The 24639-nt window shown below is 70.6% G+C and carries 22 protein-coding genes and 1 pseudogene; 18 read left to right on the top strand and 5 right to left on the bottom strand.

Annotated elements, in window-relative coordinates; genetic code table 11:
* The first annotated feature begins 7 nt into the window (after positions 1 to 7).
* From ER308_RS20975 to ER308_RS20900, 16 genes and pseudogenes are all read left to right on the top strand, one after another.
* Positions 8 to 1747, top strand: coding sequence for a carbon starvation CstA family protein (locus ER308_RS20975; protein ID WP_131156775.1), 1740 nt, complete (start codon positions 8 to 10; stop codon positions 1745 to 1747).
* Positions 1748 to 1838: 91 nt separating this feature from the next.
* Positions 1839 to 2258 (top strand): hypothetical protein, encoded by a 420-nt coding sequence (locus ER308_RS20970; protein WP_205745785.1) that lies wholly within the window; start codon positions 1839 to 1841, stop codon positions 2256 to 2258.
* Positions 2259 to 2281: 23 nt separating this feature from the next.
* Positions 2282 to 2536, top strand: a complete 255-nt coding sequence (locus ER308_RS20965) for a cory-CC-star protein (RefSeq protein WP_131156774.1) — start codon at positions 2282 to 2284, stop codon at positions 2534 to 2536.
* On the top strand, positions 2533 to 3492 hold the full coding sequence (locus ER308_RS20960; RefSeq protein ID WP_165492294.1) for an ArsA family ATPase: 960 nt from the start codon (positions 2533 to 2535) through the stop codon (positions 3490 to 3492). The genes ER308_RS20965 and ER308_RS20960 overlap by 4 nt, the downstream gene beginning before the upstream one ends.
* A 59-nt stretch (positions 3493 to 3551) precedes the next feature.
* Positions 3552 to 4568, top strand: coding sequence for a GTP 3',8-cyclase MoaA (gene moaA, locus ER308_RS20955; protein WP_131156773.1), 1017 nt, complete (start codon positions 3552 to 3554; stop codon positions 4566 to 4568).
* A 128-nt stretch (positions 4569 to 4696) separates the two neighbouring features.
* The gene (locus ER308_RS20950) at positions 4697 to 5506 is read left to right on the top strand and encodes a hypothetical protein (protein WP_131156772.1); all 810 of its coding nucleotides are present in this window, start codon (positions 4697 to 4699) and stop codon (positions 5504 to 5506) included.
* A 140-nt stretch (positions 5507 to 5646) separates the two neighbouring features.
* Positions 5647 to 6009 carry a DUF4190 domain-containing protein gene (locus ER308_RS20945; protein ID WP_131156771.1) on the top strand — a complete coding sequence of 121 codons (363 nt, stop codon included), beginning with the start codon at positions 5647 to 5649 and terminating at the stop codon, positions 6007 to 6009.
* 271 nt (positions 6010 to 6280) lie between these two features.
* Positions 6281 to 6745 (top strand): (2Fe-2S)-binding protein, encoded by a 465-nt coding sequence (locus tag ER308_RS20940; protein ID WP_131156770.1) that lies wholly within the window; start codon positions 6281 to 6283, stop codon positions 6743 to 6745.
* Between the two features lie 11 nt (positions 6746 to 6756).
* Positions 6757 to 9135, top strand: a complete 2379-nt coding sequence (locus ER308_RS20935) for a xanthine dehydrogenase family protein molybdopterin-binding subunit (protein WP_131156769.1) — start codon at positions 6757 to 6759, stop codon at positions 9133 to 9135.
* Positions 9132 to 9986, top strand: coding sequence for an FAD binding domain-containing protein (locus ER308_RS20930; RefSeq protein ID WP_131156768.1), 855 nt, complete (start codon positions 9132 to 9134; stop codon positions 9984 to 9986). Before ER308_RS20935 ends, ER308_RS20930 begins: the two co-directional genes overlap by 4 nt.
* 83 nt (positions 9987 to 10069) lie before the next feature.
* Entirely contained in the window at positions 10070 to 11503 is a 1434-nt protein-coding gene (locus ER308_RS20925; protein WP_131156767.1) for an aldehyde dehydrogenase family protein, read from the top strand.
* Between the two features lie 81 nt (positions 11504 to 11584).
* Positions 11585 to 12475 carry an AAA family ATPase gene (locus ER308_RS20920; protein WP_420826264.1) on the top strand — a complete coding sequence of 297 codons (891 nt, stop codon included), beginning with the start codon at positions 11585 to 11587 and terminating at the stop codon, positions 12473 to 12475.
* Positions 12472 to 13692, top strand: a complete 1221-nt coding sequence (locus tag ER308_RS20915) for a vWA domain-containing protein (RefSeq protein ID WP_131156765.1) — start codon at positions 12472 to 12474, stop codon at positions 13690 to 13692. Before ER308_RS20920 ends, ER308_RS20915 begins: the two co-directional genes overlap by 4 nt.
* Positions 13689 to 14845: pseudogene (locus tag ER308_RS20910) on the top strand (XdhC family protein). The gene ER308_RS20915 and the pseudogene ER308_RS20910 overlap by 4 nt, the downstream one beginning before the upstream one ends.
* 31 nt (positions 14846 to 14876) lie before the next feature.
* A complete protein-coding gene (locus tag ER308_RS20905) occupies positions 14877 to 15563 on the top strand; it encodes a nucleotidyltransferase family protein (RefSeq protein ID WP_131156764.1) in 687 nt (228 codons plus the stop codon).
* Positions 15554 to 16267: an SRPBCC family protein gene (locus ER308_RS20900; RefSeq protein WP_131156763.1), complete on the top strand. Its 714-nt coding sequence runs from the start codon at positions 15554 to 15556 to the stop codon at positions 16265 to 16267. Before ER308_RS20905 ends, ER308_RS20900 begins: the two co-directional genes overlap by 10 nt.
* Positions 16268 to 16282: 15 nt before the next feature.
* Here ER308_RS20900 and ER308_RS20895 read toward each other — a convergent pair whose 3' ends face one another.
* Positions 16283 to 17698: a 1-acyl-sn-glycerol-3-phosphate acyltransferase gene (locus tag ER308_RS20895; RefSeq protein WP_131156762.1), complete on the bottom strand. Its 1416-nt coding sequence runs from the start codon at positions 17696 to 17698 to the stop codon at positions 16283 to 16285.
* A 92-nt stretch (positions 17699 to 17790) separates the two neighbouring features.
* Here ER308_RS20895 and uvrB point away from each other — a divergent pair, with 92 nt between their 5' ends.
* Both uvrB and ER308_RS23340 read left to right on the top strand, forming a co-directional pair.
* Positions 17791 to 19872 (top strand): excinuclease ABC subunit UvrB, encoded by a 2082-nt coding sequence (uvrB, locus tag ER308_RS20890; protein ID WP_131156761.1) that lies wholly within the window; start codon positions 17791 to 17793, stop codon positions 19870 to 19872.
* Between the two features lie 174 nt (positions 19873 to 20046).
* Complete coding sequence (locus ER308_RS23340; RefSeq protein ID WP_420826186.1) at positions 20047 to 20361, top strand: recombinase family protein; 315 nt, start codon at positions 20047 to 20049, stop codon at positions 20359 to 20361.
* Here ER308_RS23340 and ER308_RS20880 read toward each other — a convergent pair.
* The 4 genes from ER308_RS20880 to ER308_RS20865 all read right to left on the bottom strand — a co-directional run bounded on the left by ER308_RS20880 (position 20358) and on the right by ER308_RS20865 (position 24469).
* Positions 20358 to 21449, bottom strand: coding sequence for an IS630 family transposase (locus tag ER308_RS20880; RefSeq protein WP_131153200.1), 1092 nt, complete (start codon positions 21447 to 21449; stop codon positions 20358 to 20360). The two genes, ER308_RS23340 and ER308_RS20880, sit on opposite strands and share 4 nt — an antisense overlap.
* A 267-nt stretch (positions 21450 to 21716) precedes the next feature.
* Positions 21717 to 23009, bottom strand: coding sequence for a hypothetical protein (locus ER308_RS20875; RefSeq protein WP_131156759.1), 1293 nt, complete (start codon positions 23007 to 23009; stop codon positions 21717 to 21719).
* A 48-nt stretch (positions 23010 to 23057) separates the two neighbouring features.
* Entirely contained in the window at positions 23058 to 23639 is a 582-nt protein-coding gene (locus ER308_RS20870) for a hypothetical protein (protein ID WP_131156758.1), read from the bottom strand.
* Between the two features lie 152 nt (positions 23640 to 23791).
* On the bottom strand, positions 23792 to 24469 hold the full coding sequence (locus tag ER308_RS20865; RefSeq protein WP_240731879.1) for an MBL fold metallo-hydrolase: 678 nt from the start codon (positions 24467 to 24469) through the stop codon (positions 23792 to 23794).
* Between the last annotated feature and the right edge of the window lie 170 nt (positions 24470 to 24639).

Below are 24639 nucleotides of genomic sequence, written 5' to 3'. Positions count from 1 at the left end.
GCGGAGGATGCCAGCTCTGGCCATCGCGATCGTCGTCTTCCTCCTCTACGGCCTCGGCTACCGCTACTACTCGAAGTATCTCGCCGAGAAGGTGTACGGGCTGGAGGAGCAGTACCTGACCCCATCACACGAGTTCCGTGACGGGGTGGACTTCCTGCCGACCAACAAGCACGTCCTCTTCGGCCACCACTTCACGTCGGTCGCCGGGGCCGCCCCCATCGTCGGGCCGGCGATCGCGGTGGTCTGGGGGTGGCTGCCCGCCCTCATCTGGGTCGTGCTCGGCACGATCTTCGCCTCCGGCGCCCACGACTTCGGGTCGATCGCGGTGAGCGTGCGCCACCGTGCACGCAACATCGGCACGCTCGCCCAGGACGTGATCAGCAACCGATCGCGGACGCTGTTCCTGCTCATCATCTTCTTCCTGCTCACACTCGTGAACGCCGTGTTCGCGATCGTGATCAGCAACCTGTTCGTGGGCTTCCCCGAGGTCATCATTCCGATCTTCGTGGAGATCCCCCTGGCGATCGCCGTCGGGCAGTACGTCTACCGGAAGCAGACCCCGGCGCTCGTTCCCTCACTCATCGGCGTGGCGATCCTCTACGCGACGATCCCGCTCGGCAACGCCGTCCCGATCGCGCTGCCCGAGACGATGACGATCGCCGGGTTGGAGTTGCAGGACGTGCAGGTCTGGGTGCTGATCCTCTTCCTCTACGCGGGGATCGCCTCGAGGATCCCGGTGTGGATCCTCCTGCAACCGCGCGACTACATCAACAGCCACCAGCTGTTCATCGCGCTCGCAGTCATCTTCTTGGGCGTGATCGGCTTCACCCAGGTCGTCCTGCCCGAGATGACCGCACCGGCGATCAACCCGGACGTGCCGGACGATGCACCACCGATGATCCCGTTCCTGTTCGTGATCATCGCCTGCGGAGCCATCAGCGGCTTCCACTCCCTCGTGGCGAGCGGCACGACCGCCAAGCAACTCGACAAGGAGACCGACGCCCGCTACGTCGGCTACATGGGCTCCCTCGGAGAGGGTTCGCTGGCCCTCGGCGCGATCCTCGCCACCGGAGCCGGGCTCGCGATCGTCGGCATGGACTGGAGCGAGGCCTATGCGTCCTTTGAATCAGCGGATGCCGGCGCGGTCGGCAACTTCGTCGAAGGGGTTGGCGGCTTCGGTCAGAACCTCGGGATGACCGCGGCGTTCGCCTCGACGTTCGCCGCGCTCGTGGTGGTCTCGTTCGCGGCGACCACCCTGGATACGGGTCTGCGCCTGCAGCGCTACGTGATCCAGGAGATCGGCGGGCTCGCGGGCATCACCGTGCTGCGCCGCAACCTCGCCCTGGTGACCGTCATCGCCACGCTCATCCCGCTCGCCCTGGCCTGGTTCCGGGATCTCGCATTCGAACAGCTGTGGCAGTTGTTCGGGACGACGAACCAGCTCACTGCGGGTCTCGCGCTGTCGGTGATCGCGGTGTGGGTGTTCAAGCGCCGTCGGAACCCGATCGCTCAGATCGTGCCGCTCGTGTTCCTGCTGGTGATGACCGTGTCGGTGCTCGTCATCAACACGTGGAGCTTCGTCGTCGAGGGCGAAGGACTCACGCAGTGGCTGCTGGGGCCCATGAACGTCGCCATCCTCGTGCTGGCGATCTGGCTGGTCGTCGAGGCGGTCCTGTCGCTGATACGGATGCGCGGCGCGCGCCGGGAGGAGCCGGTCGACGCACCGGACGCACCCAGCCACCAGTGACGACGGCGACCCCGCGGCCGCGTGCGCCCGCGCGGCCGCGGGAACATTCCCGCCAGGGAGCCGGGACACCCGCCGAACCGAAGGAGCGACCGTGCGGCCGCGGGTGCTGCTGGTCCGCGAGTGGGACACCCAGATGGGAGGTTCCGGTTGCTGTGGTCGCCTCGGCGGCCTCGACAGCGGGCTGTGCGAGGTCGACCCCTTTCCACGGGCTCGTGCGGGCATGGAGCGGATGGGGGTCGTCTACCGGGCCCTGCACGAGGCCCTGGGCGACGAACGGATCGAGCTGACCGTGGTGGATCCCCGCAACACGGTCGCGCTGCCGCCGATGATCTATCGCGATGCCCGGCGTCGGCGGGGCATGGGACGGCGGGACGCCCTGCGACAGGTACGCCGTGGCGTGGGCACGGGAGCCGTCGTCGTGGACGGCAAGGTCCTGCACTGGGGGACGATCGCCGAGGACCCCGATTCGGTGGTGGCAGCCGTGCTCGACGAGCTCGCCGCCAGCCCGTGAGGGGTCGCCCTGCGTTCAGTCGGGTGATCAGCGCGCTGCGCCGGGCAGCGGGACACTACGAGCAGGTCTACACCGTCCGCTACCGCTCCGCGCTCGAACGGGAGGCCCGCCGACAGGAGGACCTGTTGGTCACGTTGCTGTTCCTGGAGGCGCTCGGGGTCGAGAATCCCGCCAGCCCCGTCACTGCCGAACTGTTGCCCGAGATGATCGCCGCCTACCACGACTGGCACCGCCGCGAGGGGTGGGAGCGCGCACCGGATCCTGGGGTCTGCTGTTGACCACGCCTACCAGTGCACCCTCTGACCGCCCCATCGTGCTGCTCTCCGGCAAGGGCGGGGTGGGCAAGACGACGGTGGCCGCCGCGACAGCCCGAACGCTCGCGGCGAACGGTGCCCGCACGCTGCTGGTCTCGACCGATCCGGCGCACTCCATCGGGGACGCGCTCGGCTCACGGTTGACCGCCGAGCCGACGGCGGTGGAGGAGCGCTTGGACGCGCTCGAGCTCGATCCCGAGCGCGTCGCCGCCGAGCATCTCGACGCCGTCGAGGACGCGGTCGCCGATCGGGTCGATCCCGAGCTCTGGCCGCAGGTCCGCCGCCACCTCCGGCTCGCCCGGGACAGCCCGGGGACGGCCGAGACGGCGACGTTCGAGCGGGTCGCCGCGCTGCTCGAGCGCTGTCCGGGGGAGTACGACCGCCTGGTCGTCGACACCGCGCCCACCGGGCACACGCTCCGGCTGCTCACCCTGCCGGCCCTGTTGGGCGCGTGGGTCGAGGGACTGGTCCGGCAGCGCGAGCGGGTCACCGGGACCGAGCGCATGCTGCGCAATCTCGCCGGCCGGGAGGAGCCCGAGCAGGACACCGTGCTGGTGCGCCTGCGGGAGCGCCGCGATCGTCTGGGTCGAGCGGCCGAGCGTCTGCGGGAGGACACGGCGGTGTGGCTCGTCGTCGTGCCCGAGCGGTTGCCGATCGAGGAGACCGTACGCGCCCGCAGCCAGCTGGCCGACCACGGCCTCGCGGTCGCCGGCGTGGTCGTGAACCGGGTCCTCGGACGCGATGCCGACGGCCGGTTCCTCGCCGAGCGACGGGAGCAGCAAGCCGACTACCTCGCCGAGATCACGCGACGCTTCGGGGATCTCCCGTGCGTGCACCTGCCCGAGCTGCCCCGTGACATCGCCGACCGCGCCAGCCTCGACCGCATCGCCGACGCGCTGGCGGCGTCGGATGTGGCCTGAGAACCCCCCGGGCAGGTACGTGCCTGGCGCCGGGCGGGCGCGGCCTCTACAGTCGCGGCATGGGTGACTTGCCGGTCGTCGACCAGTACCAGCGGCCACTACGGGATCTGCGGGTGTCGGTCACCGACCGCTGCAACTTCCGCTGCCGCTACTGCATGCCGCGCGAGCTGTTCGGCCCCGATCATGCGTTCCTCGACCGCGAGGAGCTCCTCACCTTCGAGGAGATCACGCGGGTCGTCCGGATCGCCGCCGGGCTCGGCGCGCGAAAGATTCGCCTGACCGGCGGTGAGCCACTGGTCCGCCGTGACCTCCCCACGCTGGTCGCGATGCTCACCGAGGTCGACGGCATCGAGGACATCGGGCTCACCACCAACGGGTCGTTGCTGCGGGCGCAGGCACCGGCGCTCTACGAGGCGGGGCTGCGCCGGCTGACCATCAGCCTCGACTCGATCGACGAGAACGTCTTCACCGCGATGGCCGACACGCCGATCCCGCTGCGCCAGGTGCTCGACGGGATCGCCGCGGCCGCGGAGGCGGGCTTCGACCCCATCAAGGTCAACGCGGTGGTCAAGCGGGGCGTCAACGACGACGGCATCGTCGACCTCGCCCGGTTCGGCCGCGAGCACGGCGTGATCGTGCGCTTCATCGAGTACATGGACGTGGGTACGACGAACGGCTGGCGCCTCGACGAGGTCGTGCCCAGCCGCCAGGTCGTCGAGCTGATCCACGAGGCCTTCCCGATCGAGCCGGTCGACCCGGCGTACACCGGCGAGGTCGCCGACCGGTGGCGCTACCTCGACGGCGGGGGTGAGGTCGGGGTCATCTCGTCGGTCACCGAGCCGTTCTGCGCGACGTGCACCCGCGCCCGGCTGTCGGCCGTCGGCGAGGTGTACACCTGCCTGTTCGGTGCGCAGGGGTACGACCTGCGGTCGTTGCTGCGCGGTGGTGCGAGCGACGAGGAACTCGCCGACGCGCTCGCGGGGCTCTGGCGCGTGCGCACCGACCGCTACTCGGAGCTGCGCACCGAGGAGACGGCGCAGCAGCAGAAGGTCGAGATGAGCTACATCGGCGGGTAGGGAGCATCCCACCCCGTGGACCTGGACGTTCACTGTTCGCGACCCACCCCGGTCCGCCCCTGCAGCAGGTCACACACCCGTGGCACGCTACCGACGTTGCGGGGGTAGGACTCGTGGGCGGGGAATCTATGTCTGACGAATCGCACGGGTGGCAGGACGCCACCGAGCCGATGCCATCTCAGGGGCCGCAGGGCGAAGAGGCGCCCCGACCGGCGTGGTGGAAACGCCGCCCCGTCCTCCTACCGGTCACGGCACTCGTCGCGCTGATCGTGGGCGCGTCGTTGGGTGGTGACGAGGAGGTGCTTGAGGCCGATCTCCAGGAAGCTCGCGCCGCCGCGGTCTCCTTGGAGGAACGCGCCGAAGCCGAAACCGAACGCGCCGACGAAGCCGAGCAAGACCTGGCCGAGGCCGAGGACCGCATCGCCGAGGCCGAGGACCGGGTCTCCGAACTTGAAGGAGACCTCGCCGACGCTGCGGATCGCGCTGAAGCCGCCGAACGCGACGCCGACGACGCGCTGGACGCCGCTCGCGACGAACTCGAGAACGAACGCGACGAGATGCTCGCCGACGCCGAATCGGAGGCGGACGAGATCGTCGGCGAGGCTGAGGACCGCGTCGCCGAGCTCGACGACCGCGAGTCCGAGCTCGACGACCGCGAGTCCGAGCTCGCGCAGGCCGAGGAACGCGAGACCATGACCACATTCGGCAACGGCGTACATGTCGTGGGTGAGGAGATCGAGCCCGGCACCTACCGCACCGACGGGCCCGACGGTAGCAACCCAGCCGGCTGCTACTGGGAGCGGATGAGCGGGCTCGGCGGAGACGCGTCGGACAGGATCACCAACGGGCTCGTCTCAGGGCCCACGACGGTTGAGATCTCCGGAAGCGACGCGGGCTTCGAATCAGCGAGCTGCAGCGAATGGAGCATCGTCGAGTGACAGCTTAACGCCCGGACGTCGATCACCTACCGCCGGCGCACGCCTCAAGATGCTCAGATGTGCCGAAACGAGGATGGACACCCCTTGTCGGGATCACAGCGGAACTGCAACGCTGACACCTCGACGTAAGGGGGAACGTCATGGCTGACGCATCGCAGGCTCAGACGGGCGAGAAGCTCGGCAACGGGATGGCCGTTACGGCGTTGGTGCTCGGCATCGTCGGGGTCGTGTTCGGGTTCGTGCCGCTCACGGGTTTCATCGCGTTGATCTGCGGCGCCCTCGGGCTGATATTCGGACTGATCGGCTTCAACAAGGCCCGAAAGAACCCGGCCCGCTCCGGCAAGACCATGGGACTAATCGGCGCAATCCTGAGCGCGATCGCCGTGGTGCTGGGCATCTGGGGAATGACCATCGTGTTCGGTGCGGTCGAGGACATCGACGACGCCTTCCAGGAGTTCGACGAGGAGATGCAGGACCTCGAGGAGGACTTGGATGGCTCGTAGGCTCGCCGTCTAGCCACGCCTACCCCGCGACCGGCGTAAACCGGACGCCGTTCGCCTCCTTCGACCATCACTCGAGGATGGATCGGGATCTCGATCGACGAGGTGCCGAGAACTCCGAGCCGCAGGTCCGGCACGGTCGGGATTGCCACTGGGCGTCGGCCGCTGATGTCCAGGTGTCGCTGCCCGCCATGAACCCTTCACAAACCCGGGCACGGGTCCTATGGTCATCTCCCGCCCCCCGAGGCTCCCCGGCCCACGACAGGAGGTCCGAATGCCACGGATCGAAGTGACCGTCGACGACACCACCTACGCCGACGATGTCGAGCCCCGCACACTGCTGGTGCACTACCTCCGCGACACGCTCGGGCTCACGGGCACCAACATCGGCTGCGACACGTCGAACTGCGGGGCCTGCACGGTGCTCGTCGACGGGCGCAGCGCGAAGTCCTGCACCATGCTCGCCGTCCAGGCCGACGGTCGTGAGATCCGTACCATCCAGGGCGTCGCCAACGGCGAGTGGCACCCCATCCAGGCCGCCTTCCACACCGAGCACGGCCTGCAGTGCGGGTACTGCACGCCCGGCATGATCATGTCCTCCATCGACCTCCTCGAGCAGAACCCCGACCCCACCGACGACGAGATCCGCGAGGGGATCGAGGGCAACCTCTGCCGGTGCACCGGTTACCAGAACATCGTCAAGGCGGTGCGGACCGCCGCCACCAACATGCGCGGCTAGGGGGGCGAGCGATGACCGATACCAGCGAGCGCACCGGGATGACCGTCGGGCAACCAGTGCTGCGCAAGGAGGATGCGCGGCTCATCAGTGGGCAGACCCAGTGGACCGACAACCTCCAGTTCCCGGGCATGCTGCACATGGCCGTCCTCCGCAGCCCGATGGCCCATGCGCGGATCGAACGGGTCGACGTGAGCGAGGCACTGGCTCAGCCGAACGTGATGGCCGCCTTCAGCGGCGCGGACCTCGCCGAGCAGTGGGCGGCGGGGCTCCCGTGCGCGTGGCCGGTCACCGAGGACATCGTCATGCCCGATCACTGGCCCCTCGCGGTCGACGAGGTCAAGCACACCGGCGACCCGGTCGCGGTCGTCGTGGCGCGCGACCGCTACAGCGCCGCGGACGCGCTGGAGTTCATCGAGGTCGACTACGAGCCGCTCGATGCGGTCGTCGACATGGAGGCCGCCCTCGCCGACGGGGCGCCGCTGGTGCACGCCGACGCGGGCACGAACCGCGCCTACTACTGGGAACTGGAGAACGGAGATCTGGACGGCGACTTCTCCGGCGAGGACACGGTGGTCGTGTCCCGACGGTTCCGCCAGCAGCGGCTCATCCCGAACGCGATCGAACCGCGCGCCGTGGTCTGCGCGCCGATCAGCGCGGCCGGTGAGTACACCCTCTACTCCGCGACCCAGATCCCGCACATCCTGCGGGTCATGATGGCGGTGGTCACCGGGGTTCCCGAGCACAAGCTCCGCGTGGTCGCACCGGACGTGGGCGGCGGCTTCGGCTCGAAGCTGAACGTCTATCCCGAGGAGCCGCTCGCGCTGGCCGTCGCCCAGCGGCTCGGGCGCCCGATCAAATGGACCGCCTCGCGCAGCGAGGGCTACCAGACAACGATCCACGGTCGTGACCAGATCCAGGACCTGCAGATCTCCGCGACCCGGGACGGACGGGTCAAGGGCCTCAAGGTCGATCTGCTCGCCGACATGGGCGCGTACCTGCAGCTAGTGACCCCGGGCATCCCGTTGCTCGGCGCCCAAATGTTCAACGCGATCTACAAGTTCTCGAGTTACCACTTCGGCTGCACGGGCGTGTTCACGACGAAGACACCGACCGACGCCTACCGGGGTGCCGGCAGGCCGGAGGCGACGTACGCGATCGAGCGGATCATGAGCGAGCTCGCCGCCGAGCTCGACATGGACCCGGTCGAGCTGCGGCGCAAGAACTGGATCACCCACGACGAGTTCCCGTACGACACGATCTCGGGGCTCCAGTACGACTCGGGCAACTACGAGGCCGCCACCGAGCGGGCGCTCGAGCGGTTCGGCTACGACGACCTGCGCCGCGAGCAGGCCGAGCGCCGGTCGCGCGGCGACCGGGTGCAGCTCGGCATCGGGGTGTCGACGTTCACCGAGGCCTGTGGCCTCGCGCCCAGCCGCGTCCTGGGGGAGTTGCGCTACGCTGCCGGCGGCTGGGAGTGGGCGTCGATCCGGATTCTGCCCACCGGGAAGGTGGAGGTCCTGACGGGCTCGACCGCCCACGGCCAGGGGCACGCGACCGCCTGGAGCCAGATCGCCGCCGACGCGCTGGGCGTCGACTACGACGACGTCGACGTCATCGCGGGGGACACCAAGCTCGTCCCGAACGGCATGGACACCTACGGCTCGCGCTCCCTCGTCGTCGGCGGCGTCGCCGTCCACAACTGCGCCGACAAGATCATCGACAAGGCACGGTCGATCGCGGCGCACATGCTCGAGGCGAACCCCGACGACCTCGAGTTCGATCGCGGCACCTTCACCGTTCGGGGCTCGCCCGAGGCGACCACGACGATCCAGGACGTCGCCTTCGCGGCGTTCGCCGCGCACGATCTCCCCGACGGGGTCGAGCCGAACCTCTCGGCGGAGACGACGTTCGACCCTTCGAACCTCTCCTTCCCGCACGGCACGCACCTCGCCGCGATCGAGGTGGACACCGAGACCGGCGCGGTCGACATCCGGCGCTACGTCGCGGTGGACGACGTCGGCACGGTGGTGAACCCGCAGATCGTCGAGGGGCAGGTCCACGGCGGCCTCGCCCAGGGGATCGCCCAGGCGCTCTTCGAGGAGGCGGTGCACGACGAGGACGGCAACCTCACGACCGGTTCGATGATGGACTACTACGTCCCCGGCGCACCGGACCTGCCGACGTTCGAGACCGATCGAACCGAGACGCCGGCGACCACGAACCCGCTGGGGTCGAAGGGCGTGGGGGAGGCCGGGACCATCGCGTCGACCCCGGCGATCATCAACGGGGTCGTCGATACCCTGCGCCATCTCGGTGTTGACGACGTGCCACTGCCCGCCTCGCCGCAGAACGTGTGGCGTGCCATCCAGGAAGCCCGAGGTGCACAGTGATCCCCGCCGACTTCGAGTACGTCCGCGCACAGTCCGTCCGCGACGTGGTGGATGCGCTGGCGCAGCACGGTGACGAGGCGAAGCTGCTCGCGGGCGGCCACAGCCTCCTGCCGATCATGAAGCTGCGGCTCGCGATCCCCGAGGTGGTCGTCGACCTCGAACGCGTCGACGATCTCAGCGGGATCAGCGATGGCGGTGACCACGTCGCGATCGGGGCGATGACCCGCCACGAGACGATCGTGCAGCACCCCGGGGTGCGGGAGCACTGCGGGCTGCTGGCCGAGGCGACCGCCCAGGTCGGCGACCCGCAGGTCCGGCATCGAGGCACGATCGGCGGGGCACTCGCCCACGGCGACGCTGCCGGCGACCTGCCGGCCGTCGCGGTCGCGATGGGGTTCGAGCTCGTCGCCGAGGGACCCACCGGGCGTCGCACGATCCCCGCTCGCGATTTCTTCGTCGACTACCTGCAGACCGCGCTCTCCGATGACGAGGTGCTGGTCGAGGTCCGCGTGCCCAAGTACGACGGCTGGGGCCACCGCTACGAGAAGTTCAACCGCGTCGCCCAGGCGTGGGCGATCGTGGGCGCGGCCGCGATGGTGCGTCGGGAGAACGGCGCCATCGCCGAGGCCCGGGTCGGGCTGACGCACATGGCCTCGGTCCCGCTGCGCGCGGAGGCCGCCGAGCAGGCGCTCGCGGGTGTGCCCGCCGAGGAGGACGCGGTGGCCGCCGCGGCGGCGCGGGCGGACGACGGGGCCGACCCGCCGTCCGACGTCAACGCCGCCCCCGACTACCGACGGCACCTCGCGCACGTCCTCACACGGCGGGCGGTGTTGGCCGCGGCGGGGTCCTAGGAACGACGGACCGGGTGCGCGTGCGGCATCCTGCGGGCGGGGTCGTCCGATCCCCGCGAACCGATCCCGCCCAGGAGGCTGTCGTGTCCCACCCGGATGTCCTCACCGGCCGTGCGCTCATCGGCGGCGACCGTGTGACCGCGAACGCCACGTTCGAGGTCCTCGATCCCTCGACGGGCTCGCCGCTCGCGGACGTCGCCCGTTGCGGTGCCGAGGAGGTCGATCGCGCGGTCGCGGAAGCCCGTGCCGCGGTCCCCGCGTGGGCCGACACCGCGCCCGCGGAGCGCAGCCGCGCGCTGCGGCGGGTCGCCGACCGGATCACCGCGCACCACGACGAACTCGCCCAGCTCGAGAGCCGGGACACCGGCAAGCCGCTGGCCCAAGCGCGCGCCGACGCGACCGTCGCCGCCCGCTACTTCGAGTTCTACGCGGACACGCTCCAGGCGTGCCACGGCGACGTCATCCCGACCGAGCCGGAGCGGCTCGCGTACACGCTGCGGGAGCCGTACGGGGTCACGGCACACATCACCCCGTGGAACTATCCCCTGCAGGTCACGGGCCGCACCGTGGCGCCCGCGCTCGCCGCCGGGAACTGCTGCGTGCTCAAACCCGCCGAGGAGGCGCCGCTGAACGCGCTGCGGATCGGCGAGCTCGCACTCGACGCGGGCCTTCCGGCAGGCACCCTCAACATCGTGCCAGGGCTGGGTGAGGAGGGGGGCGCGGCGCTGGCGGCGCACCCGGGCATCGACCACCTGTCGTTCACCGGTTCCGCGGAGGTCGGGCGCCGGGTGGCGAAGTCCGCCGCCGACCACGTCGTGCCGGTCACGCTCGAGCTCGGTGGCAAGTCCCCGAACCTCGTGTTCGGCGACGCCGATCTCGAGGCGGCGGTGCCGGCGATCGTCCGATCGATCCTGCAGAACGCCGGCCAGACCTGCTCGGCCGGTTCCCGCCTGCTGGTGCACCGTGACCGCCACGACGAGGTGGTCGAGGCGGTGCTCGAGCGCTTCCGCGCCGTGCGCATCGGCCCGGGCCCCGAGGACCCCGACCTCGGGCCGGTCATCTCCGCCCGGCAGCGCGAGCGCGTGCGGGGGTACCTCGAGGCGGGTCGTCGCGAGGCGACCCTGCGGCACGGGGGTGGCCTGCCCGACGAGAACGGGGGCTTCTACGTCGAACCGACGCTCTTCGACGACGTGCCGCCCCACGCCTCCATCGCGCGCGAGGAGGTGTTCGGCCCGGTCCTCGCGGTGGCGTCCTTCGAGGACGACGACGAGGCGGTCGCGCTCGCGAACGACAGCGACTACGGCCTCATCGCGGCGCTCTGGACCCGCGACGTGGGGCGCGCCCACCGCCTCGCCCGGCGCCTCGACGTCGGCCAGGTCTTCGTGAACACGTACGGGGCCGGGGGCGGAGCCGAGCTGCCGTTCGGTGGGGTCAAGGGCTCCGGCTACGGGCGGGAGAAGGGGTTCGAGGCGCTGCTCGGCTACCAGCGGACCAAGACGGTGGCGATGCAGCTGTGACCCGCGCGGAACGCCGCGTGGCTGCGGGCCGGCGGCGCACGGTAACCTGAGGGCATCGACGCGGAGAACCACCCCCAGGGACTGCTGCCGGAGGGCGTCACCTCGCCCGCCGTGCTCGCCGAGCGGCTCGAGGCGCACGACTATCTCGCCGACACCGGCCTCGCGACGGCGTGCTTCCTCGCGCTGCGGCTGCATCGCCCGTTGTTCCTCGAGGGCGACGCCGGTGTCGGCAAGACCTCGGTCGGTCACGTGCTGGCCGGGGTCCTCGACGCGCCCCTGATCCGGCTGCAGTGCTACGAGGGCATCGACGCCTCCCAGGCGCTCTACGACTGGGACTTCCCCCGCCAGCTGCTGCATCTGCGAGCGGCCGAGGCGGGCGGGGAACGCGATCCCGACCGGCTCGAGGCGGAGCTCTTCGACCGGCGGTTCCTGCTCGCGCGTCCGCTCCTCGCCGCGCTCGAGACCACCCCGAGCGTGTTGCTGATCGACGAGGTGGACCGGGCCGACGACGAGTTCGAGGCGTTCCTCCTCGAGGTCCTCAGCGACTTCACCGTCTCGATCCCCGAGCTCGGCACCGTGCGAGCCGAGGTGCCGCCGGTCGTCGTGGTGACGTCGAACCGCACGCGCGAGGTGCACGACGCGCTGAAGCGTCGCTGCTACTACCACTGGGTCGAGCACCCCGACTTCGCGCGCGAGGTCGCGATCGTCGAACGACGCGTACCAGGGGCCAGCGGGCGACTCGCTGAGCAGGTGACGTCGACGGTGCAGCGCCTCCGCACGGCCGACCTCCTGAAGCCGCCCGGTGTCGCCGAGACGCTCGACTGGACCGAGGCACTCGTGGCCCTGGGCACCACCGAACTCGAACCCGAACTCGCCAGCGCGACGCTCGGCAGCGTCTTGAAGTACCGGGAGGACCAGGAGCGCGCGCGCCAGCAGGTCGCCGGTATCGTCCAGGAGACGGTCGCGGGATGACGAGCGGAGCGCGTGCCGGACTCGACGTCGCTGCGGACGGCGGCGCGCCGAGCGCCATCCCCACCGTGGTCGGCTTCGCGCACGCGCTCCGGTCGGCCGGCGTGGCGGCGACCCCCGACCGTGTGCACGCGTTCGTGTCCGCGCTCGACGTCGTCGACGCGACCTCCCGCGAGGAGGTGTTCTGGGCCGGCCGGACGACGCTCTGTGCGAGCGCTGAAGACCTCCCGCGCTACGACCGTGTGTTCGCGGCGTACTTCCACGGGGTGGACCCGGCCTCCCTCGCCCGGCAGCGACCGCGGATCACGATCGTGACCGCCCTGACGGAGGACGGCACGGCGGGCGATGACGAGGGGGACGAGGACGATCCCACCGCGTTCGAGGCTCAGGCCAGCCGCGCCGAGGTGCTGCGGGACAAGGACGTCGCCGACCTGGGACCGCGCGAGCAGGAGGAGCTGCACCGATTGCTGGAGGCGCTCTCGCTGCCCGGGGAGCAGCGGCGGACGCGGCGATGGGAGCACGCGCCCCGCGGGCGCATCGACCGTCGCCGCACGATCCGCCGGATGCTGCAGCACGGGGGTGAGCCGGCCGAGCTCGCACACCTGAGGCACCGCCGGCGGCCGCGCAGAGTGGTCCTGATCATCGACGTCTCGGGGTCGATGGCTCCGTACGCGGACGCTTTGCTGCGGTTCGCGCACGCGGCCTCGCGCGCCTTCCAGCGTTCCGACCATCCCCGCCCGGAGGTGTTCACGCTCGGCACGCGGCTGACCCGGGTGACGCGGGAGCTGTCGCACCGAGACGCGGATGCGGCGATGCGTGCCGTCGCCGAGGCCGTGCCCGACTGGAGCGGGGGCACGCGGCTCGGTGAGCTGCTCAAGGCGTTTCTCGACCGGTGGGGGCAGCGGGGGATGGCGCGCGGTGCGGTCGTGGTCGTATTGTCGGACGGGTGGGAGCGCGGTGACCCGCGGATGCTCGGCGAGCAGGTCGGGCGCCTTCGGCGGCTCGCGCACCGAGTGGTCTGGGCGAATCCGCGGAAGGCTCGCCCCGGCTACGCTCCGCTCGCCGGCGGCATCGCGGCCGCGCTCCCGAACGTGGACGACTTCGTCTCCGGGCACAGCCTCGCCGCGCTGGAGCACCTCGCGCGCGTCGTCGCAGGCGTGGCGCGCGGCGACGCGTCGGAACCGATCCGTGAGGAACCCGACAGGAGGAGCGCGGCGTGAAGGACATCCTGGACACGGTGGAAGTCTGGCGCGGCTCGGGCGACGACGTCGCGCTGGCGACGGTGGTAGGCGTCGACAAGTCCGCACCGCGGGATCCCGGCGCGGCGATGGCGGTGAGCACCTCCGGGGAGGTCGCCGGCAGCGTCTCCGGGGGCTGTGTGGAGGGCGCGGTCTTCGAGGAGGCGCAGCAAGTGCTCGCGACGGGTCGACCGTCGCTCGTGGAGTACGGCATCAGCGACGAGGACGCGTTCAGCGTCGGGCTAACCTGCGGCGGCCGGATCCAGGTGTTCGTCGAACGGCTCGACTGGTGAGCCTGTTCACCGCGCTGAGCGACGCGATCCGCGAGGAGCGCCCCGTCGCGCTCGCGACCGTGCTCGACGCCCCCGGGGACGGGTCGGTCGCCGCGGGCGCGAAGTTGCTGGTCGACGAGGCGAGCACCCGGGGATCGCTCGGCCCGGAGGGGTTGGACGTCGCCGTCACCGACGACGCGCGGGGGCTCCTCGCGCAGGGTCGGACCTCCCAGCTCCGCTACGGGGGGCGGGGCGAGCGCCGCCGCGACGACGTCACGGTGTTCATCGAGTCGTTCCGGCCACCGCCCCGCATGCTCGTGTTCGGCGCGATCGACTACGCGGCGGCGATGGCCGGCATCGGGTCGTTCCTCGGGTACCGCGTGACCGTCTGCGACGCCCGCGCGCTGTTCGCGACGAAGGAGCGGTTCCCCGACGCCGACGAGGTGATCGTCGACTGGCCGCACCGGTATTTGGAGCGCGCCGAGATCGACCACCGCACCGCCATCTGTGTGCTCACCCACGACCCCAAGTTCGACGTGCCCGTGCTCGAGGTCGCGCTGCGCTCACCGGCGGCCTACATCGGCGCGATGGGGAGTCGCCGCACGCACACTGACCGCCTCGAGCGCCTGCGGGAGCGCGGTCTGACCGACGACGAGCTTGCGCGGCTGCGGTCGCCGATGGGGCTCGACCTCGGGGGACGCACACCGGAGGAGACCGCGGTCTCGATCGCCGCGGAGCTCATCGCGGAGCGCTGGGAGGGCAGCGGCCGGCCGCTGACCGAGCTCAAGGGCTCGATCCATCACCACCCTCCCGGTAGCACCCCGGCGCAGCCGGACACACCGCCGACGCGCGCCCGATCGTGATGGTCGGCCGGCGCGGGACCGGGGCCCGGCGATGAGCGACGTCGCCGGCGTTCTCCTCGCGGCCGGCCAGGGACGGCGGCTCGGCGGCCCGAAGGCGCTCGTGGAGGTCGGCGGGGAGTTGCTCGTCGAAGGGGCGACCCGCACGCTGCGCGAGGCCGGTTGCCGGCCGGTGATCGTCGTGCTCGGCGCTGGCGGCCCCAGGGTTCGTGCCCGGGCACGGCTGGGCGACGCGCTCGTGCTCGACAATCCCGCGTGGGAGGAGGGGATGGGGTCGTCGTTGCGGGTCGCGCTCGACGCACTCGGCGAGTACGAGCACCTCGGAGCGGTCGCGATCGCGCTCGTCGACCAGCCGGGTGTGGGCCCCTCCGCGGTGACCCGCTTGACGGCGGCGTGGCGCGCGGGGGCGTTGATCGCGGTGGCGGGGTACGCGGGACGGCGGGGCAACCCGGTGGTGCTGGACCGCTCCCTCTGGGCGGCGGCCGCCGCGCACGCCGTCGGCGATCGCGGGGCGCGTGACCTGCTGGACGCCCGACCGGATATCGTGCGCCTCGTTCCGTGCGAGGATGTGGCCGACCCGACCGATCTGGACACGCCCGAGGAGCTCGAGGCCGCGCAACACCGGTGGCCCGTCCGCGGCGCGGCCGGGGATCGGTCGGCCACCGACCGACCGAGTGCCGAGGGGTCCGCCGAGGGGAGCAGGAGGCAGCGATGCAGCTAGAGCACTCGTTCACCGTCCCGGTGGGGATCGACGACGCGTGGGAGGTCCTGCTCGATGTCGAGCGCGTGGCCCCGTGCATGCCGGGCGCGACCCTCACCGAGGTGCGTGAGGACGATTTCAGCGGCCGCGTCAAGGTCAAGGTGGGGCCGATGCAGTTGACCTACAAGGGCACCGCCTCGTTCACCGAGACCGACTCCCAGGCGTACCGTGCACAGCTGACCGCGAAGGGGCAGGAGACCCGCGGCAGCGGCACGGCGTCGGCGACCGTCACCGCTCAGCTCACCGATCAGGGCGGACAGACCGACGTGCAGGTGACCACCGACCTGTCGGTGACGGGCCGACCCGCACAGTTCGGGCGGGGGGTCATGTCCGAGGTCGGCGACAAGCTCCTGTCGCAGTTCGCCGACTGCCTCGCCGAGCGCCTCGCCGGCGCACCGACCGAGGAGGAGCGCGTGGCTGCCGAGGGCGTGCACGAGGAACGAACGGCCGCCGCGCCGGCCGGCGGGGGCACCGACCTGCGACAGGAGCCGCAGGTGACACCCGCCGCGGCGCGGATGGTCCATCAGGACCCGAGCACGTCGGAGGACGAGGCGATCGACCTCATCGACGTCGCGGGGGGCTCGGTGTCCCGGCGTCTCGGACCGGTCCTGGGGGCGTTGTCCCTCATCGCCGCGTTCCTCTGGTTCCTGCGCCGGCGTCGCTGAGGGGCGGCGCCGGGGTCAGGCCGACTCCTGCCGGTCGTCGGCCATCGTGTCGATGCCCGGCTGCGGCGCCCCCGACTCGATCGCGGCGACGCTCTCCTCGACGAGCCGCACGACGCGGGCGCGATCGGCGCGGACCTGGGGAAGGTCCGCACCCCGTTCGAGCGCCGCGATCCAGGCGCGCCATGCGCGGCGGACGAGCACGGCATCCTCGAGGGCCCAGACCGCGATCAGGCCCAGGACCGGTGCCGCGACGATGACCGCGCTGTTCGCGAGCCACCCCTCCATGGCCGGCATCTGCCACGCGGCGATCGCCCACGCGGCGGGAAAGAGCGCGATCCCGACGAGCAGCCGTGCGCTGCCCTTGAGCACCGGGTTGCGCATGAGCCTCCCCGCCCAGTGCACGCCCCAGTACGGCAGCACGTTGATGGCGGCGCCCGCCAGGGCGAACGGGGCGACGAGCCCCAAGCGGATCGCCGATCCCGCGAGCATGGCCGCGAGCCGCGCCGGCCTGGGGCGCGCGACGACCTCCTCGTCACGGATCCCGAGCAGGGCCAGGTCGAGCTGGTACCGACCGAGCGCGTCGAGCACCCGCTCCTTCACCTCCTCGGGTGCCCGAGCGAGGCGGCGCGCCAGGTGCTCCCGCTCCGCGAGCGGCACGCGCCGGGGTCGCACGCCGCCGGCGGGACGCAGCGCCACCTCCGCGGCACGGCCGACTGCCGCCTGTTCCCGTTCGTCCGCGTAGTCCGGGGAGACGGCGGCGAGGCGCGCGGCGATATCCCGGGTCAGCGCGCGGACCGTGCGGCGATCGGTCGGATCGGGTTCGGCCTCTCGTTCAGCGAGCCACTCGTCGAGGTCGAGGGGTTCCCCGACCTCCGCGAGGGCACGCGAGCGGAGCGCGATCTTGTCCTCGTAGGTCAGGCCGATCGGCAGGATCACGATGCCGCGTACGCCCTCCGCAGCAGTGCCGAGCGCGATGCGCGCGGTGCCGGTGCGTACCGGTGCGAGGCGCGGCTGTCGCGACACCGCTCCCTCGGGGAAGATCGCGACCGACGAGCCGCGCGCGAGGACGTCGCGGCACGAGGCGAACGCCGCCCGCAGCCGTTCGGACACGCCGCCTGTACCGCGATCCCCACGTGTTCGCGTCTCACTCCGATGGCTCGGACGGTCGACGGGGACGAGGCCGCCGAGCCACAGGAACGGCCGACGGTAGACCTTCGCCCACAGGGTCGCCTTCGCGACGAACCGGGGGAGCCGACCGAGGACCGCGACCACCGTCGCCGCATCGACGAGCGCGTTGAAGTGGTTCGCCACCACGATGGTCGGACGCTGCTGCGGCACCCGCTCGCGGTCCTCGACCTCGAGATCGCGAAAGAACCCGCGCAGCGCGAGCATCGCGAGCGCGGTCAGCAGGCGGTCGACGAGCGGACGCATCGCGTGCCCATCCTGCCCCAGCTCGGCCGGTGGTGCGGGTGTCCGCGGCCCGGAGCCCCGATCCACCGCCGAGGTGGCAGTACCCTCGGGCCATGACCGAGGTGCGCGCGAGCCAGGAGAGCCGGCCGTTCGAGGTCGCGAGCGGGTACGAGCCCGCGGGTGACCAACCCCGGGCGATCGAGGGGGCGAGCGCGGCGGTCAGCCGCGGCGAGTCCGACGTCGTGCTCCTCGGCGTCACCGGCTCCGGCAAGACGTACACCGTGTCCAAGATCGTCGAGCAGGTCCAGAAGCCCACGCTCGTCATGGCCCCGAACAAGACCCTGGCGGCCCAGCTGGCCAACGAGTTCCGCGAGTTCTTCCCCGACAACGCCGTCGAGTACTTCGTCAGCTACTACGACTACTACCAGCCCGAGGCGTACGTCCCGCAGACCGACACGTACATCGAGAAGGACACCTCGATCAACGAGGAGGTCGAGCGGCTGCGGCACCGGGCGACCATGGCGCTGCTGACCCGCAGCGACGTGCTGATCGTCGCGAGTGTCTCGTGCATCTACGGCCTCGGTTCACCCGAGGAGTACGCACAGCACGTGCTGCGCCTCGCCGAGGGCGACACCGTCGACGTGGAGGGGGTGCTGCGCAAGCTCGTGGACCTGCTGTACGAGCGCAACAACATGACCCTGACGCGGGGCACCTTCCGGATGCGCGGTGACACGCTCGAGGTTCACCCGGCCGACGCGGAGATCGCGTACCGGGTGGAGTTCTTCGGCGACGAGGTCGACCGCATCTCGAAGGTCGACACGGTGACCGGCGAGCTGACCGCGCAGGTGCCCGAGGCCTGGATCTTCCCGAACTCACACTACGTGGCCGGGGCCGAGAGGATGGAGCGGGCGGTCCGCACCATCGAGGACGAGTTCTCCGAACGGCTCAAGGAGCTCGAGGCGCAGGACAAGCTCCTGGAGGCCCAGCGCCTGCGGATGCGGACCAACTACGACCTCGAGATGATTCGCGAGATCGGGTTCTGCTCCGGCATCGAGAACTACTCCCGCCACGTCGACGGGCGCCGCCCCGGCGAGGCGCCCTACACCCTGCTCGACTACTTCCCGGACGACTTCCTGCTCGTGGTCGACGAGTCGCACGTCACGAACCCCCAGATCGGCGGTATGTACGAGGGCGACCGATCCCGCAAGCAGGTGCTCGTGGAGCACGGGTTCCGGCTGCCGTCGGCGCTCGACAATCGCCCGCTCACGTTCGAGGAGTTCCGCGCGCGCACCCCCCAGACACTGCACGTGTCGGCGACGCCGGGGCCCTTCGAGCGGCGCGTGGCGTCCACGGTGGCCGAGCAGGTGATCCGGCCCACCGGCCTGGTCGACCCCGAGATGGTCGTGCGTCCCACCAAGGGCCAAATCGACGATCTGATCGGCGAGATCCACGGCCGCGCCGAGAACGACGAGCGCGTGCTCGTGACGACCCTGACGAAGAAGATGGCCGAGGACCTGACCGACTACCTCCTCGAGTCGGGGCTCAAGGTCCGCTACCTGCACTCGGAGATCGACACGGTCGAGCGGATCGAGATCCTGCGCCAGCTGCGGTTGGGGGAGTTCGACGCGCTCGTGGGGATCAACCTGCTACGCGAGGGGCTCGACCTGCCCGAGGTGTCACTGGTCGCGATCCTCGACGCGGACAAGGAGGGGTTCCTGCGCAGCGAGACGTCCCTGATCCAGACCGTCGGTCGTGCCGCACGCAACGTCCACGGGCACGTGATCCTCTACGCGGACCAAGTGACCGACTCGATGCAGCGGGCGATCGACGAGACCCAGCGGCGCCGCCGGCTTCAGCTCGCGTACAACGAGGAGCACGGGATCGATCCGCAGACCATCCGCAAGGCGGTGAGCGACATCGTGGAGCGGGCCAGGGCGGCCGAGGCCGGCGTGCCCTACGAGGGGTCGACGCCGAACCTGGGACGCGAGCCGAAGCGCCGCCGCGCCGGAGCCGACGAGCGCGAGGGCGAGGTCGGGGAGATGCCGATCGACGACCTCGAGCAGCTCATCCGGTCGCTGAGCGACGAGATGAGCGAGGCCTCGGCCGACCTACGGTTCGAGTACGCGGCCCGCTTGCGCGACGAGATCTCCGAGCTCAAGCGCGAGCTGCGCGCGCTGCAGGAGGTCCACGGCTGATCGTGCGGAGCACTGTGGCAGCGCAGGCCGGTGGACGGGTCCACACCGTGTGCTGCTCGGGTGCTGATTCGGGCGGCTCGGCCCCCGTGTGACCGAGCCGCCCCTGGACCCCGGGCGACGGCGGCCCGCCCCCAGCACGAGCCGCCTGGTCGCCGGGTGTCGAGGTGAATTCGGGTGGTCGGTGAGCCAGGGTCGGGTCGCCACCATCCGCGAGGCCGTGTGGACCCCGGGGGAACCCACGGCCGACATCGCGGCACCGGCCGAGGGTGGGCGACGACACAGAGAAGGACCCGTTCACCGTACGGTGGCTCCACGACGCGACGAGCGGACGCCGCCGTGACGGTCTACGGGTACAGCCGGGTTAGCACCGAGGAGCAGGCAGGCTCCGGGCTCGGGCTCGCCGCCCAGAGGGAGGCCATCGACGCGGAGGCGACTCGTCGGGGTTGGACGGTGGAGCACGTCACGGACGCAGGGGTGAGCGGTTCCTAGTGTCCTGAGTCGGAGATTCGTTGGCAATATTCGGAGAGGGCGTGGAGGATCTCGTCGGCGGTCTTGTGCCACGCGTACGGGCGGGGGTTCTCGTTCCACGTGGCGATCCAGTCGCGGATGTCGGATTCGAGGGCTTGCACCGAGGTGTGGGTGCTGCGCTGCAGCAGTTTGGTGGTCAGCTCGGCGAACCAGCGCTCGACGAGGTTGAGCCAGCTGGCGCCGGTGGGCGTGAAGTGCAGGTGGAAGCGCGGGTGGCGCAGCAGCCAGCGTTGGATCTCTGGGGTCTTGTGGGTGGCGTAGTTGTCCAGCACCAGGTGCACGTCGAGGTGGTCGGGCACCTCGGCGTCGATCTGGTTGAGGAACGTCTTGAACTCGGCGGCGCGGTGGCGGCGGCGGTGCTGGCCGATGACCTTGCCGGTGGCCAGGTCCAAGGCGGCGAACAGGCTGGTGGTGCCGTGGCGGACGTAGTCGTGGGTGGCCCGCTGGGGGGTGCCCGGCAGCAGCGGGAACACCGGCTGGGTGCGGTCGAGCGCCTGGGTCTGGGACTTCTCGTCCACGCACAGCACGACCGCGCGCTCGGGCGGGTCGAGGTAGAGCCCGACGATGTCTCTGACCTTGTCGATGAAGTCGGGGTCGGTGGAGACCTTGAACGTCTCGGTCAGGTGCGGCTTGAGGCCGAACGCGCGCCAGATGCGGCTGACTGCCGTCTGCGACATGCCCGCCGCGGCGGCCATCGACCGCGTCGACCAGTGCGTGGCATCCGGCGGGGCCTCCTCCAAGGTCTTGGTGATCACCCGCTCGACGTCGGCGTCGGTGATCTGGCGGGGCGCGCCCGGCCGCGGCGCATCCGCCAACGCGTCCACACCGCCAGCGACGAACCGTCGCCGCCACTTGCCCACCGTCGCCTCGCTGACGCCCAGCTCGGCGGCGACCTCCCGGTTCGACGCGCCCCTCGCGCACGCCAGCACGATCCGCGAGCGCTGCGCCAACCGCTGCGACGTCTTGGGACGGCGCGCCCACCGCTCGAGCGTCGCCCGGTCCTCATCGGACAGCTCCAACGTGGCCTTTGGCCTGCCACGAGCCGCCATCGCCCATCCTCTCATCGGAGGAAGGGATCGTACCACATTATGCAACGAACTTACGATTCAGGACACTAGGGCGAAGGTCAACATCGGGCAGGCGTGTGCCAGTAGACGCCCCGAGTCTGCAGCCACACGGCCGGCGGGGTCGGGGAGAGGACCCCCACGCATGAGGGGGGCGGGAGAGCGTGGGGGTACTTGCTCCCGCTCTCGCCCGGCGAATTCTTGGGCCGGGTGGGGTCGACAGGGTTCTCGTGTCGAAGCTGGTTGGCGCACCTACCAGTTCGGTTCATTGGCCAGGTCGAAGGGACCATCACCCCACTGGGGGTCGTGACCTGGCGGCCCCTCAGGCGGTTCGGGACCGTCGTAGAGCCACTGGTCCGGTGGTTCCTCGGCTGCCCCGATGGCGAAGCACCATCCTGTGATCGTGCGCCTCCACGCCCACCAGCACTGGCCATCTGCGGTGACATGCATGTGGATGCCGTGATCCTCCGGCAGGCCCGGGAAGGTCCTTGGGTCCTCGATCACGGTCAGCATGTCCGGCCGGTAGCGACCGAGCTGCCGGTAATGGCCCATGTGACAAGTCGCGAGCCACCGAAGCGACTTGGTCGTCTCCTTGAATTCGCGACGGTCCAGCTGGCGGCCCTCGGAGTCCACACCGGTAACCCCGGCGTAGTCGACTAGTCTCTGGTTCTCGGCCTCGGCGGCAGATTGTCTCGCCTCGGCCTCGTCCATCATCTCCTGGACGACACTCATGGCGCCCCGGACCGAGTCGGCCTGCACCATCTGTCGAGTCCAGTAGAGCTTCACGAGGCCAAGGCTCGACCGTCGGGTGCGCACCTTCGCGAGAAGCGCGATGAAGGCCTTCAGTCGAGCAAGGCGCGTGCCGTCTGCGCGGCGCAACTCCCGAGCTGGACCCTCATACCCCGCATACAAGGCGAAGACGTACAGAAGGGGCAGTAGCCCCAAGGTCATCCAGATCGGCAGCAGGAACTCCAGAGCTAGCCCGCCCCGATCCACGTCGCTCCAGTTGATCACCAGCTGCCGGACTGAGTATCCGATGACCCCGAGCCCGAGGAGCCCGAGTAGCGCCTCGGCAGCGGTCGCCACCGGACGATGCTCCGGACGGGTGCTCGCCACGGCCGCCAACAGGACCAGGACCACGCCAACGACCGCCAAGGCGATCTCCCACCCCAGGCTCAATACGTAGAGGTTGGCGATGAACTCCAACGTAACGGCGATCCCGACGGTCCTGAGCCCGACCTTCCGGACGAACCTGGGGTCCCGCTGCGCCTTGTCGATGGAGAAGAACGCGACCACGGCCGTGAGGAACCACGCGACCGTGGGGCGCATCAGTTCTGCATCCCAGATGCCAAGGGCAAAACCTAGGTAGATGAGCCCCGCCACGTGCCCCACCAGCAGCACCAACGGCACAAGAATGATGGGCCGAAGGAACGCTCTCGCCACGTCGGAGAACGACTCCCGGACGCGGCGTCGCGAGAACGCCGTCAGTAGGAAGACGCCCATGAGGAGGAGAGACGCAAGGTCGCGGTTGTCCAGCTCGAACATTCAAGCATCGTAAGCGGGGAGTGCGACAGGGGCGCCTGGAGCCGAGGCTCAGCAGCCCCACTCCTCGGGTTGCATCTCCCGCCATCGTTGCTCAACGTCGACAAGCTCGGAGACCTCCTGGCCCGCACGAACTCCCCACAGGCCGGCGAGGCCGGTCACCAGAGCGATCGCGTGTTGGAGGTACAGGATCGCGATCTCAGGAGTGCCGCGAGCGCTCTGGACGACCGGACCGTCGGGGGACGTGACCAGATATCGGTGAAGGCAACCTGCCCCTCCGTGGGCGTCGTAGAGGCTGAGCACCCGATAGTGGTGCCTGTGGATGCCCGTTGCCCAACCTCGGTACTCGTCGTTCTGTTCGGCCAGGAGTTGGTCGACGCGCTGGACGAGACCGGTCTTCCCCTTGTAATCGGAGACGTCGAGTCGTTTGGCCTCGTCAGGTCGGTCCTCCCGTTCAGCTAATCCGAGAGCGACATCGATCTCATGCGTGATGTGGAGAAGGCCGCGTCCCAGAACTTCGACAGCCTCGTCTCCGCCGAGCAGGACAAAGACGCCGCTCAGGTAGGTCTCCAGCAGAGGGCGGTAGAGGGCCCCAACGCCGTCGTCCTCGCCGTGTTCCACCAGCGTCGTCATGGCTGAGAGAAGCTGCCGGCAGCGGGCCGCGAAGGCTCCCGTCCACAGCATGTGGTGAGACGGGTCCGGGCCGGCACGCCCCGGGAACCAGGCGGTCGCCGCGAGCACGGCGCGGGCTATCGCGACCGAGTCTGAACGTGGCGGGACGGACTTCACCATCCGCGTGCGCGCCACTCCGGGACGGTCGGCCGCTCGTGGCCGAGGGTCGTGTCGTCGCCGTGCCCCGGGCAGACCTGGGTGTCGTCGGGCAGGGCGAACAGCCGCTGCTCGAGGCTGTCCATGATCCGTTCGAACTCGTCCACGGATGTTGTCCGCCCTGGACCGCCCGGGAACAGCGTGTCGCCGCTGAACAGATAGCGGCGGGGTGCGCCGTCACCGCCGTCGCCCTCGAGCAGCACACACGTCGAGCCGGGGGTGTGGCCGGGGGTGTGGACCAGGCGCGCCCTGGCGCGGCCGAACATGATCTCCTCGCCGCCGCCGACGGCTCGATCGACCTTCGGGATCTCCTCGACATCATCCGCGTGCGCGAGGGAGGGCGCCCCCGTCGCCTCCGCCACCTGCGGTAGGGCCTGGACGTGGTCGAAGTGGCGGTGGGTGGTGAAGATCGCCTCGAGCCGGGTGTCGGCGACCATGTCGAGGATGCGCTCGGCCTCGTTGGCCGCGTCGATGAGCAGCCCCTGACCGGACGTCTCGTCGACCAGCAGGTACGCGTTGTTGTCCATGGGGCCGACCGACAGTTTAGAGACCCTGATCGGGGTGCCGTCCTGCGTGATGCGCCGGGTCAGCGGGGGACCGCCGGGTTCCACATGGCCGGGATCGCGTTCGGTCACGTGCGCCTCCTCCGTGTCGGTCGTGGACGCCTCGATCCGTAGGCATCCCCATCGTCGGCGGGGGCTAGACTTGGCGGCGGTTGGCTGCCTCCCCGGCCGCGTCGTCCGCGGCCGCGCCGATCCGCCGAGCGCACCGCGTGTGCGCCGCCTTCCCCGGCCGCCACTGCCAG

This window comes from Egibacter rhizosphaerae (genome assembly GCF_004322855.1).
GTDB lineage: Bacteria > Actinomycetota > Nitriliruptoria > Euzebyales > Egibacteraceae > Egibacter > Egibacter rhizosphaerae.
This window is presented reverse-complemented; position numbering and strand designations above follow the sequence as displayed.